The organism is Vibrio sp. 1159 (genome assembly GCF_033340395.1).
Taxonomy (GTDB): Bacteria; Pseudomonadota; Gammaproteobacteria; order Enterobacterales; family Vibrionaceae; genus Vibrio; species Vibrio alginolyticus.
Genome location: NZ_JAWOWL010000093.1, coordinates 1 through 1543 on the forward strand (window position 1 = coordinate 1; position 1543 = coordinate 1543).

The window sequence follows — 1543 nt, forward strand, 5'->3', positions numbered from 1 at the left end:
GTAACTATTCACCCAGGAGCTATTGACAGCAAATTTATGTGACTGAGTTAACTTGATCCCACATTCAACTTGAGTGATCTTTTTGTGGTGGCAATCTGGAGGTATGAATAAGAAAACATTACCTCCACCGCCAGATTTCGATTCGCCTGAAGAGGCGAAAGATATCATCCACTTTTTATGGAATAAGTTGGCTGAGCTTGAAGATAGGCTAAACCAAAATAGTCGCAACTCTTCTGTGCCATCATCTCAACAACCCCTGCATAATAAAGCTAAAAATACTTCGCCGAATCGGAAGAAATCTGGAAAAAAGCAAGGAGCTCAACCAGGTCATAAAGGCCATCGCCGACTGCTTCATCCTATTGAAGAGAGCGCCTCGGTTGAGCAATATTTACCGAATAAGATATGCCACTGCGGTGGGTGTGTTATCCCAAATAGAAAACCTTATAAACGACACCAAATCTTTGACTTGCCAGATATCTCATACACGCTTGTTGAACATCAAATTTTTAAAGGCGAGTGCTCATGGTGTGGTGATAAGCATCAAGCGGAGCTTCCAGAGTCTGTGCCCGATGTTCAAATGGGGCCAAATCTACATAGCTTTATCGCAATCCAAGCGACGCAGCACCACCAAAGCATAGGTAAAATACAATCTATGTTGAAAGACGTCTTCCAGCTTAACTTCTCAACAGGTGCAATATCAGCGGCGCAAGGACGAGTCACTGAATACTTAGCCGATACTCATACTCAAATTCATGAAACAGTCAAAGCATCTAAACTGATTATGGCTGATGAGACTTCGCATCAGCGCAATAATGATAAACGCTGGATGTGGGCCGCACTCAGCAATAACGTAGCCTTTTTCCAAATTAACAGCGGAAGAAACCAACATGCTGCCAAACGACTACTTGGTGAAGCGGTTTCACACCTTTTAGTGACTGACCAATATTCTGCCTACAAATATATCGACGAATCTAAGCGCCAATTATGCTGGGCTCACATATTAAGGAACGTCATCGCTATCGAGGAAAGCGTTTGTCCTGAAAACCAAAAAATCGGAGAAAAACTCGCTTTAATCGCTCATAGCGTATTCAGGTGTTATCACCGATATATCGAAGAAGAAATTACCGAAAGCCAATATTACCGCCGACTCAGGCGGTTACGAAAGAGCTGGCTTCATTGGCTCAAATTGGGTAGTTATCAATGCTCAAAACGATATCGAGGTAGATGTCGAAATCTCATCGCTGATGATGCTATGGTCTGGCGGTTTATGGACGACTCCGAGTGCCCGTTAACAAACAACGCAGCGGAGCGAGTTCTCCGTAATTACATACTGATGAGGAAGTGTTGTTACGTGACTCGCTCATATCGAGGCGACCAGTTCCGCGAACGAATGTTCTCGCTGATAGAAACAGCCAAACTTCAGCAGGTCTCTGCTTATAAATGGCTGCGTGAAATCGTCGAACATCACATGTTGAAAGTTGATTATCAGGAGCCAGTATTTTTAGCGTAAACCGTCGTCAATAGCTCGTGGGTGAATAGTTAC

The 1543-nt window shown here is 43.7% G+C and carries 1 protein-coding gene; it reads left to right on the forward strand.

Annotated elements, in window-relative coordinates; genetic code table 11:
- The first annotated feature begins 103 nt into the window (after nt 1–103).
- A complete protein-coding gene (gene tnpC / locus R7127_RS26095; protein WP_318148670.1) occupies nt 104–1510 on the forward strand; it encodes an IS66 family transposase in 1407 nt (468 codons plus the stop codon).
- Nucleotides 1511–1543: the final 33 nt, after the last annotated feature.

What these genes read in the sequence shown, in the direction of transcription:
- tnpC (WP_318148670.1), top strand. Translation starts at nt 104, where the DNA reads ATGAATAAGAAAACATTACCTCCACCGCCAGATTTCGATTCGCCTGAA.